The sequence below is a fragment of the Streptomyces sp. NPDC057543 genome (assembly GCF_042801895.1).
Classification (GTDB): domain Bacteria; phylum Actinomycetota; class Actinomycetes; order Streptomycetales; family Streptomycetaceae; genus Streptomyces.
Genome location: NZ_JBHVFF010000289.1, coordinates 1 through 11,067, shown reverse-complemented (window position 1 = coordinate 11,067; position 11,067 = coordinate 1). Strand labels below are relative to the sequence as shown.

The 11,067-nt window shown below is 64.8% G+C and carries 10 protein-coding genes and 1 pseudogene; 8 read left to right on the top strand and 3 right to left on the bottom strand.

What is annotated here, in order from left to right; genetic code table 11:
- Positions 1–218: SpoIIE family protein phosphatase (locus ACFU8Q_RS33760; protein ID WP_384461611.1), on the top strand; the 218-nt coding region annotated here is incomplete at its 5' end.
- Here ACFU8Q_RS33760 and ACFU8Q_RS33755 read toward each other — a convergent pair.
- Positions 187–848: pseudogene (locus ACFU8Q_RS33755) on the bottom strand (IS6 family transposase). The gene ACFU8Q_RS33760 and the pseudogene ACFU8Q_RS33755 overlap by 32 nt on opposite strands.
- A gap of 362 nt (positions 849–1,210) precedes the next feature.
- A complete protein-coding gene (locus ACFU8Q_RS33750; RefSeq protein ID WP_384461609.1) occupies positions 1,211–2,053 on the bottom strand; it encodes an alpha/beta fold hydrolase in 843 nt (280 codons plus the stop codon).
- Positions 2,054–3,115: 1,062 nt separating this feature from the next.
- On the opposite strand from ACFU8Q_RS33750, the gene ACFU8Q_RS33745 reads away from it, so the two are divergent.
- From ACFU8Q_RS33745 to fumC, 3 genes are all read left to right on the top strand, one after another.
- Positions 3,116–3,979 (top strand): SDR family oxidoreductase, encoded by an 864-nt coding sequence (locus tag ACFU8Q_RS33745; RefSeq protein ID WP_384461607.1) that lies wholly within the window; start codon positions 3,116–3,118, stop codon positions 3,977–3,979.
- A 231-nt stretch (positions 3,980–4,210) separates the two neighbouring features.
- Positions 4,211–5,866: an NAD-dependent malic enzyme gene (locus ACFU8Q_RS33740; RefSeq protein WP_384461604.1), complete on the top strand. Its 1,656-nt coding sequence runs from the start codon at positions 4,211–4,213 to the stop codon at positions 5,864–5,866.
- On the top strand, positions 5,863–7,323 hold the full coding sequence (fumC, locus tag ACFU8Q_RS33735; protein ID WP_384461602.1) for a class II fumarate hydratase: 1,461 nt from the start codon (positions 5,863–5,865) through the stop codon (positions 7,321–7,323). Before ACFU8Q_RS33740 ends, fumC begins: the two co-directional genes overlap by 4 nt.
- A gap of 217 nt (positions 7,324–7,540) precedes the next feature.
- Here fumC and ACFU8Q_RS33730 read toward each other — a convergent pair whose 3' ends face one another.
- Positions 7,541–7,903 carry a hypothetical protein gene (locus ACFU8Q_RS33730; RefSeq protein ID WP_384461599.1) on the bottom strand — a complete coding sequence of 121 codons (363 nt, stop codon included), beginning with the start codon at positions 7,901–7,903 and terminating at the stop codon, positions 7,541–7,543.
- Between the two features lie 6 nt (positions 7,904–7,909).
- Here ACFU8Q_RS33730 and ACFU8Q_RS33725 point away from each other — a divergent pair, with 6 nt between their 5' ends.
- From ACFU8Q_RS33725 to ACFU8Q_RS33710, 4 genes are all read left to right on the top strand, one after another.
- A complete protein-coding gene (locus tag ACFU8Q_RS33725; RefSeq protein ID WP_384461596.1) occupies positions 7,910–8,536 on the top strand; it encodes a transposase in 627 nt (208 codons plus the stop codon).
- Positions 8,537–9,153: 617 nt separating this feature from the next.
- On the top strand, positions 9,154–9,825 hold the full coding sequence (gene nthB / locus ACFU8Q_RS33720) for a nitrile hydratase subunit beta (RefSeq protein WP_384461593.1): 672 nt from the start codon (positions 9,154–9,156) through the stop codon (positions 9,823–9,825).
- Entirely contained in the window at positions 9,822–10,415 is a 594-nt protein-coding gene (nthA, locus tag ACFU8Q_RS33715; protein WP_384461590.1) for a nitrile hydratase subunit alpha, read from the top strand. Before nthB ends, nthA begins: the two co-directional genes overlap by 4 nt.
- A gap of 2 nt (positions 10,416–10,417) precedes the next feature.
- Positions 10,418–10,759 carry a nitrile hydratase accessory protein gene (locus ACFU8Q_RS33710; RefSeq protein ID WP_384461614.1) on the top strand — a complete coding sequence of 114 codons (342 nt, stop codon included), beginning with the start codon at positions 10,418–10,420 and terminating at the stop codon, positions 10,757–10,759.
- Positions 10,760–11,067 lie beyond the last annotated feature (308 nt).

Here is an 11,067-nt window from a genome sequence, read left to right as displayed (position 1 = left end):
GTGACATGCTCGTCCTCTACACCGACGGTGTCATCGAAGCCCGCTCACCGTCCCGAGCGTTCTACCCGCTCGCCGAACGAGTCGCCTCCTTCCCCGCCACCAACCCCGACACCTTGCTGCACCACATCCACCGCGATCTGCTCGCCCACGCCGGCGGCCACCTCGCCGACGACGCCGCCCTCCTGGTCATCGCTCGGTGCGATAGTCACTCGCTGTGATCAGATGGCGTCGGGGCCGGAAGTGGCTGGAGATCCGGCTGAAGGCGGCAAGGAACCTCTGGGCCGCTCGCTGGAGCGGAAGCCCTTCATAGCGCGCTCGCGCTGCCTCGTGGGCTGATGACTTTTCTCGGCTCTGTTGTTCAAGTACTTCGAACTGCGGTGCTCGACCGACGGCATGAGCTCGCGGTGGGCGGCACCGTAGCTGCGGAGCTTGTCCGTGACGACCCCGCGGGGTACGTACTTGAGGCCCTTGAGAAGCTCGCGGAAGAAGAGCCTGGCTGCGGCCGTATCACGGCGGTCCTGGACGAGAATGCCGAGGACGCCTCCGTCCTGGTCGACCGCGCGCCACGGGTACCGCATCTTCCCGTTGACCTTGATGAACACCTCGTCCAGATGCCATTTGTCGCCGGGACGCGGCTGCTGGCGGCGCAACTGCGTGGCGTAGGCGGGGCCGAACGCGGCGCACCAGGCCCGGACCGTCTCGTAGGAGACTATGATGCAGCGTTCCAGGAGGAGCTTCTCGACCTCCCGGCAGGAGATCGGGGAACGGTGATACAGCCACACAGCGTGACCGATTACCTCGGGCGGAAACCGGTAACCCCTGTACGACGGTGCCCTCCCGCTCTCCACTCGCAGCCTCTCCCCGCGACGATCTACACCAAGATCATCCCACGGTCCGAGTCGAACTTGACAACGCCATCCACAGGGCCTCTGGCTCCTGCCTTGACCGGCAGCCTTTGACGGCAACCGCGTTCGGGAGTGCATCAGGGGTGTCCAGTGGATCTTGGCGCGCGGCCCTGATCCGCCGGCTCCTGGCCAGGGGAGGTGCCGGCCATGAATGAGCTGCTGCCTGATGCGCCCTGGCTCCGGGTGATCTGGGGCCCTGGCGTCTTCGCTGCCTACGTGGGTGACCGTGGATGCGCTCTGCGGGTGGGTTTCCGGTGTCTGTTGGAGGCCCCTCGCCGCCTGTGCTCGGGGTGCTGCCCGTTCGCCTACTGGTGACCGGAGTCGTGGGCCGCGCTCACGATGAGATCAGTGACCGCCTGGGGGTGGGAGACCAGTGACACGTGCGAGGAGTTGATCTCCACCGTCCTGCGCGCGTGTGCGCGCTTGGCCTCGTACCGCTCGAGGCTCGGGTCTATGGCCCGGTCCTGGGTGCCGACGAGCACGTAGACCGGTTTGTCCCGCCAGGCCGCTGCGGTGAGCTTGTCGGTGAACGCCGACTGCGCGATCGGGCGCTGTGTCGACGCCATGACGGACGTCTGCTGCTGCGGGAGGTCCTGGGCGAAGGTCGCGTGGAGCTTGGCGGCCTGGATGTACACGTCCGTGCCCGTGGTGCCGTCGCCGTTGCGGAACGGTACTTGCTTGAGCGCCTTGGTGAGCGGGGGGGCCGGGAACTTGCCGGAGAGGCTGGCGAACGACTCACCCTTGTCCGGCATGATCGCGTTGACGTACACCAGTGCCTTGACGTTGTCGAGCCCGGCGGCCGCCTGCGAGATCACCCCGCCGCCGTAGGAGTGTCCGACGAGGACGATCGGCCCCTTGATGGTCTTCAGGAGGTTGTTCAGGTACGTCGAGTCCTGGGGTATGCCGCGCAGCGTGTTGGGCGGGGCGATGACCTGGTAGCCGTCCCGCTGCAGGCGCTGCACCACTCCGTTCCAGCTGGACCCGTCGGCGAATGCTCCGTGCACGAGCACCACGGTCGGCTTCTGGCCCCCCGGGGCCCTGCCGAGGTCGTCTGCGGAGTGAGCCGGCACCACGGTCAGGGCGGAGAACATCGCCACTCCGAGGGCCAGCCTTCCCCCGCCTGATTTCAAGATCTCAGAGACGGTCATGTGCTTCCATTTCCTCGGCGTACAAGGGAACTCGGTCTTTTCGGCGACTGAGAACAGTAAGGATCGCGCGAAAGGCGTCGGCCATAACTGCCGCGATTGCCGAATCCGGTCGGCGACGCGAACCCGGACGGGAGCCTCCGGCGCAGAAAGTCGGAGAGTCGGCGTTAGGTGCTAGATCAGCGTAGTCCTGAATCAACGGGGGGCAATCCGAGCGGTTACCCAGAGATCGGTGAATGACACCCACTCGCATATCGAATTACTCGCTGATTCTGTCTCACGTAATCTCAAAACCGTGTTCTACGTGGCGAGGTGGACGAGTCGCATGTAGCAGCAGATGGCGGCTGCCAGAGAAGCTTGCCGGAGGCCCTGGTGATGGGGCAGGCGCCAGCGGAGGCCTTCGGGCCGCGGGCGTCTGCGCGTTGGCGGTCGTCACAGCACCCGGGCGCTCGTCAGCCGCGTGCCCACCTGCGGGTGGCAGGAAGCCGAACCCGTCACGCCGACGGCCGCCCCTCAGGCCCGACGCGCGAGCGCCTTCCGGCGCGCTGCCCGCAGCGGCGCCGTCGCGGACCACTCGACTGGACGCAACAGAGGTGCAGATTGAAGCTCCCAGATTGACTCTGGGACAGGGGACGTCGTGAGTGTCCAGCGCTATGCGCTGGCTCTTTACGGCGACCGAAGTTGAACCATGGAATTCGGAGCTTGTGATGGGGCTGCACACCAATACAGGTAACCGGCACGAGGGCCTCCACGAGGCCCGAACAGGTCTGGATGACGTGTCATTTCAGGTGGGCGATCGTTCCGACCTGGAAACCTGGACGGCATAGCTGGACGTTGGTGATCGAGCACACTCCGATCAGGGACGAAACGGAAACCGATCGTGTACTCGACGGTCGAATTCCGCGACGCGGACAACGTCCAACGCGAGTTCGTCGTCGTCGGCTAGAGGACGGAACGCGCCCCCCACGCAACGGTCAGCGCGCCAGTCCGCTCCAGGTGGAGCCCACTCGGCGGCCAGAGCCTCGATGACTGCTGAACCAGCAATACGAAAGGAAGCACATCAGCATGGCGAGTGCAGCACTCAAGAAGGTCCTCATCACAGGTGCGGGTACCGGCTTCGGGTATGAAACCGCCATGCGCTTGGCGGAAAAGGGCTTCGTCGTGATCGCCGCGGTGGAGATCTATGCCCAGGTCCAGACGCTGAAGCGGCAGGCGGCCGAGCGAGGGGTAAGCCTGCAGGTCGAGAAGCTTGATGTCACCAACGACGGTGATCGCCGCAAAGCTCTCAACTGGGGTGTGGAGATCCTCGTGAACAACGCAGGAGTCGGCGAAGGTGGCTCAACAATTGATATTCCGGCACCGAACATCCGGCACCAGTTCGAGGTCAACGTCACCGGACCGCTGCTCCTCACTCAGGGGATCGCCAAGCAGATGGTCAAGCGTGGCGCCGGAAGAATTGTTTGGGTCTCATCCCGAGAGGGCCTGAACGTTAACCCCTTCACCGGCATCTACTCCGCTTCCAAGCACGCGGTCGAGGCGATCGCCGAAACCATGGCCTACGAGCTGCAGGAGCACAACATCGAAGTCGCCACGGTCAACCCCGGGCCATTCCTGACCGGCTTCAACGACCGGATGTTCCAGACCTGGGAGAGCTGGGAGGACGACCCGTCTCAGCGGCTTTTTGACTACTCCAAGCTCGCCTTCCCTCGAGCACAGTTCGATCCTGAAGCGGTCTATACGACGTTGACGTCCGTCGCTGCCGGAGAAGTCGACAGTTTCCGCAATCTGGAGCCCACGTCGATGATCGAAGAGACCAAGCGCCTCCAGCAGGTTCCCTGGGAGCGCAAGGTCACGGATGGCCTCGGGACGCGGCATCAGGCCATCCAGCACTCCTACGAGATGCAGCCCGAGACCCTCGTCACAACCTGATGCCGTTCCGTGTGATCGCGAGCGTTCGTCCTGAGTGCTGGAGTCGTACACAGCCATCACACTTGTGCCCGGGTATAGCGAACTTTTCACCTGCTCTATACGCAGCAGCAGGCGTTGGACGGGTCGGGGTGAAGACAGTAGCGGGCTCCCGATATTCAAGGGGAGCCCTTCGGAGCCCTGCCCGGGATTGGGCACAGCGTTAATGCTCGAATACCTTCCGAAAGGGCATCCATGCCTGTCGAACCGACCGTCCTGCAGGATCGCTACCGAAACCGCGGCACCGCATACACACTGGAGGAGCGGGCGAAGCTAGGGATCACCGGGCGGCTACCGGCCGCCGTCGAGACCCTCGAGGGACAGGCCCACCGGGCATACACACAGCTCAAGCAGAAATCGTCCGATCTGCAGAAGTACATCTACCTCAATGAGATTCACGACCGGAACCAGGTACTGTACTTCAAGCTGCTGGCCGACCACCTCGACGAGTTGCTGCCCGTTGTGTACGACCCAACCGTGGGTGACGCGATCCAGCAATGGTCCGTGGACTACCGCGACTCACGCGCGGTATACCTGTCAATTAACCGCCCCGAGGACGTAAAAGCGTCATTCGAGTCGCTCGGCCTTGGTGCAGACGACGTCGATCTGATCGTTGTCTCCGATGCTCAGGAGATTTTGGGAATCGGGGACTGGGGCGTCAACGGGACCGACATTTCTATCGGCAAGCTTGCCGTTTATACGGCGGCAGCCGGCATCGACCCGAACCGGGTCATCGCTGTGAACCTCGATGTCGGGACAGACAACGAGCAGCTGCTCAACAGCCCGCTCTACCTGGGCAACCGGCATGCCCGGGTGACCGGTAAGCGGTACGACGACTTCATCACCCTCTATCTCCAGACCGTGTCCGAGTTGTTCCCGAACGCGCTGCTGCACTTCGAGGACTTCGGGCCGTCGAACGCCCGGCGGATCTTGGTGGAGAACGCGGACAAGTACCGGATCTTCAATGACGACATGCAGGGCACCGGGGCGATCGTCATGGCGTCGGTGTTCTCTGCCCTGAAGGTCACAGGGGCACGCTGGTCCGAGCAGCGACTGGTGGTCTTCGGAGCGGGAACCGCTGGCACTGGCATGGCCGACCAGATCCATGCTGCGATGGTGCGTGACGGCGCCACGCCCGCACAGGCCAAGAGCAACATCTGGCTCATCGACGTCCATGGCCTCGTGACCGACGACATGGCGGACCTGCCTGACTACCAGCGGGCGTACGCGAGGCCGAGGTCCGAGGTGAGCGCGTGGGCGGACGGTGAGATCGAGCTGTTGACCACCATCAAGCATGTCAAACCCACCATCCTCATCGGTACATCGACCGTCCATAACGCCTTCACTGAGGACGTCGTGCGCGCGCTGGCCGAGGGAGTGGACCGTCCGGTCCTCCTGCCGCTGTCAAATCCGACGAGTCGCATCGAGGTCATGCCTTCTGACGCGATTATCTGGTCGGAGGGCAGAGCGCTGATGGCGGTGGGCATCCCGGTCGGACCAGTGAACTACAACGGCATTTCATACGAGATCGGACAGGCCAACAACGCGCTCCTTTATCCCGGACTCGGCCTTGGCACGATCGTTTCGGGCGCCCGTCACGTGACCGACAGCATGCTGCTCGCCGCTGCCGAAGCCGTGGCCGGCCAGGTCGATGTGTCCCATCCGGGGGCCTCACTCCTGCCGCCGGTTGCCAACCTGAGGGCGTCTTCGGCCACAGTCGCCGTCGCCGTCGCCCGCGCCGCTGCACAGGATGGAGTCGCGACGAAGACGCACGAAAACCTCATTCAAGCGGTGCAGGACGCGATGTGGCAGCCGGTCTATCCCACGAGCGATGTGGAGCACGCGAAGTGAGCCAGGGCAACCAGTCGGTCCCCGAGATGCAGGAAGTGCCGATCGGGATCCAGGCCGATGGACAGCGCGAAGAATTTGACAGCATGGGCACGGTCGAGGTGCCGGCGGACCGTTACTGGGGTGCGCAGACGCAACGGTCGCTGATCCACTTCTCCATCGGTAGCGACCGGATGCCCAAGGAGGTCTACCACGCCTACGGCTACGTGAAGAAGGCCGCAGCGCTGGTGAACGCCGCCGCCCACCGGCTGCCCGAATGGAAGAAACAGGCGATCGTGCGAGCCGCGGAGGAAGTCATCCGGGGCGAGCTCGACGAGCACTTCCCCCTCTTCGTCTGGCAGACAGGGTCAGGCACCCAAAGCAACATGAACGTCAACGAGGTCATCTCCAACCGTGCGTCGCAATTGCTCGGCGGCACGCTCGGGAGCCAGAAGCCGGTCGGCCCAAACGACGACGTCAACATGGGGCAGTCCAGCAACGACAGCTTCCCGTCCGCGATGCACATCGCCGCAGTTCAGGAGATCGACGACCACCTCCTGCCCCAGGCTCGAGACCTTGCCGCGGTCCTCGAGGCAAAAGCCAAAGAGTGGAACACGGTCGTGAAGATCGGCCGGACGCACCTCGAAGACGCCGTCCCACTTGCCGTGGGACAAGAGTGGTCAGGTTACGCCGCCCAACTACGTGCCTGCATCGAGGAGATCGAGCACACCCGAAAGGAGCTGCTCTCGCTGGCCCTGGGCGGCACGGCCGTTGGAACAGGACTGAACGCGCCGAAGAACTTCAGCCGTGACGTCGCGGCGCAGATCGCCGAACTGACCGGCAAGCCGTTTGTTACCGCCGCAAACAAGTTCATGGCGCAGGGGTCGCTGGACCCCATGGTGCGAGCACACGGAGCACTGCGCGGACTGGCCGTTGCCGTGATGAAGATCGCCAACGACATGCGATGGCTGGCCTCAGGCCCACGCACCGGCTTCGCCGAGCTACTGCTTCCCCAGAACGAACCCGGCTCCTCGATCATGCCTGGCAAAGTCAACCCGACCCAGTGCGAAGCCATCGTCATGATCGCGATCCAGGTGCTCGGCAACGACTCTGCAGTGGCGTTCGCCGGAAGCCAGGGAAACTTCGAACTGAACGCGATGCGCCCGGTGATCATCAAGAATTTCTTGCACTCGGCACGCATCCTTGCCGACGGGATGGAGAAGTTCCGAACCTTCTGCGTCAACGGCACCGAGCTGAATCGAACAAAGATCGCGCAATATGTAAACGAGAGCCTCATGCTGGTCACGGCGCTGAGTCCCGTCATCGGCTACCAGAACGCCGCGCACATCGCCGAGTCTGCGCTCGCCAACAACCAGACCCTCAAAGAGGCTGCCCTGGCAAGCGGACACGTCGACGAAAGAACGTTCGACGCCGTAGTCGATCCACTCTCCATGGTCGGTGACGGTGTGTCCGGTGCCTGATCCCTGGCCTCGGACCCCAGACACCTGCTGCGTGGCCGGCGGACACTGATCCGCACCGACTCCGCCGGTGGCACCCACGCCTTCCTCGACTGGCCCTCCAAGCCGGGCCGGTGGCTGAGTTGAGCCGGCAGGGCCACCATGTGGCCCGCTGCACCGTTGAACGCAACCTGACACATGACTGACTCCCGTCGTGGAGGGCATTTGAAATCCCTCCCGGTCAGGACAGAGCCTTGACTATCTCTTTGGCGAGTGGACCCGAGGAAGCGGGATTCTGCCCTGTGAAAAGAGTGCGGTCAACGACCGTGTACGGCTTCCAGGCCGGACCCCGCGAATACTGCGGCGGCAGCTTCTTCAGCTCGTCCTCCAGCAGCCACTTTGCTTTATCGGCGAAAACGACGCCCGCCTCCTCTTCGTTACAGAAACCCGTTACACGATAGTTCGCGAACGGCGTTTCGCCGTTTGCATCGCGGGCCGCGAGGAGAGTTGCCGGCGCGTGGCAGACGATGCCGAGTGGACTGCCGGAAGCGAGTGCCTTTCGCAGCAGTGACCCGGAGTCGGGGTCGACCGAGAGGTCTTCCATCGGGCCGTGACCTCCGGCCTGGCCGGGATCAACCCCCGCCGGGGCACGGGTTTCACTCGCCGTGCCCCGGACGCCGATCTGGCCCCTGACCTGGTGCAACGCGACTTCACCGCGAATGGGCCGAACCGGCTGTGGGTTACCGGCCTGACCATGATCTCCACCGGGGAGGGGCCGTTGTGGCTGTCCGCGATCCGCGACGCGTTCTCCCGCCGGGTGGTCTCCTGGGAGACCTCCGCCCGCGCGGACGCCGACCTGGTCCTCACCTCGCTGGAGTATGCCCTGGCCAGCCGCGAAGTCGCCCCCGCAAGAGCCTCGGTTGGAAGACACCCGCCGAAGCCCTCAACGACCATCTACTATCGATCGTATAAGCCGGTGTTGCATCCACTGGTTGAACCTGGTCAATACACGTCCGTGAAGCTCACAACACGCCTGGTCAGGCCCGGTATCCAGGCGTCCATGGGCTCGGTCGGCGACTCGTTCGACAATGCCCTGGCGGAGAACCCGTGGATGGTCATCAAGACCGAGTGCATCCCCGGCCGCTCTTCGCCACCAGAGCCGAAGCGAACCGTGCCGTACGGGGCCCTCCGCCGCCGAAGGCGCCACCGGAGGCCGGCTCGACGACTCGGGTGCTAGATCTGCCCACGGGCGGCGAAACGCATGTCGAGCGCCATGGCAAGCTCATTCCCGCCGCCGCGAAGCTGCCCGGCGAGCCTTCCGATCGTCACCTGCGGCAGCACGCGCAGCGCAGCATCAGCTTCTGCATCGGGTTGATCAGCGACTCATCGCCTCCTGTGCTGGCGTCCGGGTTCGCCAGCTCGGCGAAGGTCTCCGGCCTCAGCGTGAAACATGAGGTCGACCTGGGCGACGAAGAAGTCTGGGTCAGCGCACGGTGGCTCGGGTTTCTACAGCGGCGCCGGGGAGTACGTCCACACCGTGCCCGCCGACACGACCGAGCGGGCCCTCGCATTCCATGTCACCCGTTGCCCCATCGGGGACCACGGATCTGCCCGACTCACGGAGCGATCACGGGAAGGGCCGCCGCCGTCCGCTGCAGCGCCACGAGGACAAACCCACCCTGGGCGGCGCGCCCTCGCCGCCTGAGCACCGGCTGCGTCGGGCCCAACGACCGGGCCGAGCCGCCTCGTCACTGACCTGGTAAACGGATTGCAGTACGGGTACGGCGTGACGCCACAGACATCGGCCACATAAGATGGACTTGTCTTCTTTTGTGGTAAATGAGAGGCCATGTCATGGATGGAATTGCCGACATGGGAGGCACTCAGGGCTGGGGAAGCGTTCATCCACCGGATCGCGAGGAGCGCGTCTTTGCGCAGGACTGGGAGCGCAAGGCATTCGCGCTGGCGATTCTCTCCAGCCGCGTTGCCTGCGGCGGCGTCAACACGGATGCCTTCCGGCACGCATTGGAGCGCCTGGACCGTGCTGCCTACCTGGACGACGGTTACTTCGGGCGATGGCTCAACGCCGGAGAACTGATGCTCACCGAACACTCCGTCCTGGCGCCCGGTGCGGTCGAGGCCCGCGCCCGCAACCTGCACGGCGAACACGTGGAGGAGCCACCGGTCCCAAAACCTGCCCTGCCCCGGTACGCACCCACCGCCGAGGGCTCACTGCGGTCCGTGGAGACCTCACCGACGTTCGGCGTAGGCGAGCGTGTACGCGCCAGGAACACGTCCGTGCCCGGGCACACTCGACTGCCGCGCTACGTCCGGGGACACAGTGGAGTCGTCGAGATCATCCAACCCGCCCATGTGCTGCCGGACACCAATGCACACTTCATGGGTGAGAATCCCCAACACGTTTATTCGGTGCGGTTCGACTCGCGCGAGCTATGGGGCGCCGACGCCGAACCCTTCACCGTCACCGTGGACATGTACGAGAGCTATCTGGAGACCACCGCATGACCACCGGCTCCGACGAGAACCCTTCCGTGGCGCTGCGCACCGAGGCGCTCGAACAACTGCTCACCGAGCGCGGACTGATCGACCCGAAGGCCATGGACGCGATCATCACCCGCTATGAGACGAGCGTGGGTCCACTGAACGGTGCCAAGGTCGTCGCCAGGGCATGGACGGACCCCGACTACCGGCGGCGTCTGCTCGAAGACGGCACCGCCTCCATCAAGGAACTCGGCTTCTCGGGACAGCAGGGCGAGCACATTGTCGTGGTCGAGAACACCCCGACCACCCACAATGTCGTGGTGTGCACGCTGTGCTCGTGCTACCCCTGGCCGGTCCTCGGCCTGCCGCCGAGCTGGTACAAGGACCCCGCCTACCGCGCGCGCGTGGTCAGGGAGCCGCGCACGGTGCTGGCCGAGATGGGACTCACGCTCGACGACGATGTGCAGATCATCGTCCGGGACTCCACCAGCGAGGTGCGCTGGCTCGTACTGCCCGAGCGCCCACCCGGCACCGAGCGCCTCACGGAAGAAGAACTCGTGCCACTGATCACCAGGGATGCGATGGTCGGCGTAGCCAAGGTGGCGACACCGTGAGCATGCCGCTGGACACCGAGGGCCCGGCAGCACCTCCCCGCTCCAACGGTGAGCTGGTGTTCGCCGAGCCGTGGGAAAGCCGCGCCTTCGGCATGGCCGTCACCCTGTACGAGGCGGGCGTCTTCAGCTGGCCGGAATTCCAGACCGTGCTGATCGCCCGGATCACCGCCTGGACAGCCTCACGGGAGCACGGCGAGCCATACCGCTACTACCGACTATGGCTGGGCGCCCTGGAGGACGTACTCGCCGGCCTCAGCGCCGTGTCCACGGACGAGGTCTTCACACGCGCCCAAGCCCTGGCACAACGCTCCCCGGGTCACGACCACCGCGACCACGCGCGTTAACTCCGACGCCTTCGGGGCAGACTTCCCTGTCGGCGAGCTGGTCCTCCGGGAGTTTTCGGGACGAGTGAACGCAAAGGCTCCGCTCGGGGCCACCGAAGTCGCCACCCGCGCGCGAGTGGCCGGCAGCCCGGCACGAGGACATGCGGCGACCGTCCACCCCGGCGTCATCTCCTGGAGCAAGGACGGCACCCCGCCCTCCCTCCTAAGGGCTGCCCCGTAATCCCTGGCGGGCGCACGACGACAGCTACGGCACCTCGCCGCGTTGTCGGAACGCCCGAATACAGCCAGTATGCGAGCGCCCCTCCGCC

Bases quoted from the DNA above. Each gene is read 5' to 3' on its own strand.
- nthA (WP_384461590.1), top strand. From the start codon at position 9,822: ATGACCACCGGCTCCGACGAGAACCCTTCCGTGGCGCTGCGCACCGAG.
- ACFU8Q_RS33740 (WP_384461604.1), top strand. From the start codon at position 4,211: ATGCCTGTCGAACCGACCGTCCTGCAGGATCGCTACCGAAACCGCGGC.
- ACFU8Q_RS33750 (WP_384461609.1), bottom strand. From the start codon at position 2,053: ATGACCGTCTCTGAGATCTTGAAATCAGGCGGGGGAAGGCTGGCCCTC.
- nthB (WP_384461593.1), top strand. From the start codon at position 9,154: ATGGATGGAATTGCCGACATGGGAGGCACTCAGGGCTGGGGAAGCGTT.
- ACFU8Q_RS33730 (WP_384461599.1), bottom strand. From the start codon at position 7,903: ATGGAAGACCTCTCGGTCGACCCCGACTCCGGGTCACTGCTGCGAAAG.
- ACFU8Q_RS33745 (WP_384461607.1), top strand. From the start codon at position 3,116: ATGGCGAGTGCAGCACTCAAGAAGGTCCTCATCACAGGTGCGGGTACC.
- ACFU8Q_RS33710 (WP_384461614.1), top strand. From the start codon at position 10,418: ATGCCGCTGGACACCGAGGGCCCGGCAGCACCTCCCCGCTCCAACGGT.